The sequence below is a fragment of the Streptomyces sp. NPDC004561 genome (genome assembly GCF_053602155.1).
On record NZ_JBSGDB010000781.1, the window covers coordinates 1 to 2,513 of the forward strand.

The 2,513-nt window shown below is 73.0% G+C and carries 4 protein-coding genes and 1 pseudogene; all 5 read left to right on the top strand.

What is annotated here, in order from left to right:
* A pseudogene (locus ACWEN3_RS45190) lies at positions 1-96 on the top strand (flavin reductase family protein); the annotation flags it as partial.
* Between the two features lie 37 nt (positions 97-133).
* The gene (locus tag ACWEN3_RS45195; RefSeq protein ID WP_452984101.1) at positions 134-334 is read left to right on the top strand and encodes a hypothetical protein; all 201 of its coding nucleotides are present in this window, start codon (positions 134-136) and stop codon (positions 332-334) included.
* Positions 335-423: 89 nt separating this feature from the next.
* Positions 424-672: a hypothetical protein gene (locus ACWEN3_RS45200; protein WP_452984103.1), complete on the top strand. Its 249-nt coding sequence runs from the start codon at positions 424-426 to the stop codon at positions 670-672.
* A complete protein-coding gene (locus tag ACWEN3_RS45205; protein WP_452984097.1) occupies positions 669-884 on the top strand; it encodes a hypothetical protein in 216 nt (71 codons plus the stop codon). The genes ACWEN3_RS45200 and ACWEN3_RS45205 overlap by 4 nt, the downstream gene beginning before the upstream one ends.
* A gap of 281 nt (positions 885-1,165) precedes the next feature.
* Positions 1,166-2,431, top strand: coding sequence for a sensor histidine kinase (locus tag ACWEN3_RS45210; protein ID WP_452984099.1), 1,266 nt, complete (start codon positions 1,166-1,168; stop codon positions 2,429-2,431).
* Positions 2,432-2,513: the final 82 nt, after the last annotated feature.

Sequence of the window (2,513 nt, forward strand, 5' to 3'; positions counted from 1 at the left end):
GTGTCCACGGTCAGCGCGGACGGTTTTGTGCCGAACCTCGCACCGCACTCCTTCTTCACCGTCGCCTGCACCGACCCGCCCGTGGTGCAGTTCACGCCGCACGCTCCGGGGCAGCGAGGAGATCGCGCGCCACATGGCCCGCTTCACCGGCCGGCTCTCCGGCCTGACGCTCCTCGAGCGCACGGTCAACGGGCAGCCCGGCCTGGTGGCCCGACAGGACGGTGCCGTCGTGACGGTGTACTCCTTCGACATCGCCGACGACCGCATCCGGCACCTCTGGGCCGTACGCAACCCCGAAAAACTCCGGCCCTGGACGGCGGGGCCCGCAGTATGACCGACTCCTCGCCGCGCTCGCCTGCCGGGACAGCCGCAGCGGCCCGCGGAGCGAGGGCTCAGCGCGCCCACCGGTCCACGGAGTTCTCCATGCGCTCACGCTTCGCCGCCCGCTCCGGCCGCCTCGTCCTGGCGGCCCTCGCCGCGGCCGCCCTCACCGCGACCGCCTCCGCCACCGCCGTGGCCGCCGGCGGCCAGAGCAGGACCCACGCCGCTCACCAGGCGTGCGCGACCCGCGACCTGACCTGTTACCTGGAGGGCACCATCCCCACCGCCGCCTTCGGCACCGCCCCGGAGACTCGGGCCACCCCGCCGAGCAGGCCGTCTCCGCCACCGTGAAGCTCTCCGGCTCCGCCGCCGCCTACGCGGGCATCAACCCCAAGTCCACCGGCGACGACCACGGCACGGAGGTCGCCCGGCTCGTCATCGCCGTCACCGGTGATTCAGCGCCACCGCGGAAGGCCACGAACTCGCCGGCGCCACCCGGGCACAGCGCAACGCCTGGCTCGACGACCGGCTACGCGCCCTCAGCGCCGAAGACCGCACGGTGATCGCCCGCGCCGCAGCGCCGCTCAGCGGCATCGCCGACTCCTGACAAGCGTCACGACGCCACTGGGCCACGGCTGCAGCGCCTGCCGTCCGGATCGTGCGCCTCCGGCGCGATTCCTCGTGGAGGGACGGCGCTCGCTCACCAGCCTGCCGGTGACGGCCGCCTCGAAACGAAGTTGAGGACAACGGTTCGATTTCTGTACGTGCCAGGGGCTGACACCGGGGTACTGGTGCGCGATAACGTGCCCGCTCGGCCCGATCATCGCACTGTCCAGGGACTGTCATGCCTGCTCCTTCCATGCCGCCGGACGACCGGCCGACGTCGCCCGTGACCTCCCGTGTGACGGCCGAGTCGCGAGCCGGGTCCCTGAGGCGGCGTCTGGTGCTGTCGTCCGTGCTGCCGCCGGGGGTGGTCGCCGTGACCGGTGCCGTGGCCACGGCGCTGGTCGGCGACGGCCACCTGGAACGGGCGGCCCAGGGCGCGGTGTTCGGCGGCGTTGTCCTCATCGGCACCGTGGCCGCCGGGATAGCCGGCGTACGGGCTTCGGCGGAGGCACGAGCAGTCACCCGGCACCGGGCGGAGCTGTCCCGCGCGGCCGACCGGAACCGTGCCGAGCTGGCCGAGCTGACGCGTACCGCAGCCGAGGGCAGGGCCGAGCTGGAGTCGCTCTACCGCCGGTTGCGGGCCGGTGAGCTGCCGGTACGGCGCCGTCCGGAACTGCCGCCGCAGACCGGTCCGGACGAACTCTCCCGCCTCGGTTTCGAGATCACCGCGGCCCGCCACGAGGCGGAGACGGCCCTGCTGGAGACCGCCGCCGGTGCGGTCGGTGCGGAACACCACTCCCGGCTGGAGCAGTTCGAGGTGTTCGCCAACCTGGCGCGCCGTCTGGAATCCCTGGTGCACCGCGAGATCGGCCTGCTGGACGACCTGGAGAACGAGGTCGAGGACCCCGACCTGCTCAAGGGCCTGTTCCGGGTGGACCATCTGTCGACCCGGATCCGCCGCTACGCCGAGAACCTGGCCGTGCTCGGCGGCGCGAACACCCACCGCCAGTGGACCCGCCCCGTCGGCCTGACCGACGTGCTGCGCTCCGCCGTCGCCGAGATCGACCAGTACGCCCGGGTCAAGCTGGTCCCGCCCATCGACGGAACGGTCAGCGGCCACGCCGTGGTCGACGTCGTCCATCTGCTGGCCGAGCTGCTGGAGAACGCGACGGTCTTCTCACCGCCCCAGACCACCGTGCACGTGCGGGTGGAGCCCGTCGCGGCGGGGGTGGCGATCGAGGTCGAGGACCGGGGCCTGGGCATGTCCCCGGCCGAGCGCAACCAGATGAACGGCATTTTGAGCTCACCCGGCGAGGTTCCCCTCGGCGAACTGCTCCAGGACGGCCGGATCGGCCTGTACGTGGTCTCCGTCCTGGCTCAGCGGCACGGCGTCGCCGTGCGGTTGCTGAGCAACGTCTACGGCGGCACGCAGGCCGTCATGGTGCTGCCCAGCGCACTGCTCGGCCCGCAGCCGGCAGCTCCCGCGCCCGCGCGGACCCGGTGACAACTTCCATCCCGAGCACCCGCTCCGGCGGGATCCGCCCCGCCCGGGCCCGCTCCTGCGCCTGCCGCACGGCACTTTTCAC

Bases quoted from the DNA above. Each gene is read 5' to 3' on its own strand.
- ACWEN3_RS45195 (WP_452984101.1), top strand. From the start codon at position 134: ATGGCCCGCTTCACCGGCCGGCTCTCCGGCCTGACGCTCCTCGAGCGC.
- ACWEN3_RS45200 (WP_452984103.1), top strand. From the start codon at position 424: ATGCGCTCACGCTTCGCCGCCCGCTCCGGCCGCCTCGTCCTGGCGGCC.
- ACWEN3_RS45210 (WP_452984099.1), top strand. From the start codon at position 1,166: ATGCCTGCTCCTTCCATGCCGCCGGACGACCGGCCGACGTCGCCCGTG.